This window comes from Citrobacter sp. TBCS-14 (assembly GCF_005280805.1).
In the GTDB taxonomy this organism is placed as follows: Bacteria; Pseudomonadota; Gammaproteobacteria; order Enterobacterales; family Enterobacteriaceae; genus Citrobacter; species Citrobacter gillenii.
Genome location: NZ_SZWM01000008.1, coordinates 1 through 213, shown reverse-complemented (window position 1 = coordinate 213; position 213 = coordinate 1). Strand labels below are relative to the sequence as shown.

Sequence of the window (213 nt, the reverse complement as noted above, 5' to 3'; positions counted from 1 at the left end):
CCGCGCCTGATAACGCCCCGGATTAAGTTTGAATAGCACCTCGCCTTTTTTGATCAGTGTATTCTTCTTATCTGTCACTTCCGTCACGACACCCGTTACCTGCGGCACTACGGGAATAGAAATTACCGCCTTTTGCGCCTTAAAGGTATACGGATGATTATAATTCATCAGTAATATCAGTCCGCACACAATAAATATACCGCCCAATGCTGC

Annotated in this window: 1 protein-coding gene; it reads right to left on the bottom strand. The window is 45.5% G+C overall.

Translation table 11 applies throughout. The annotated features are described in order from the left end of the window. A partial coding sequence (locus FDX22_RS00035; protein WP_146716548.1) for a biotin/lipoyl-binding protein occupies window positions 1-213 on the bottom strand: 213 nt, incomplete at both ends.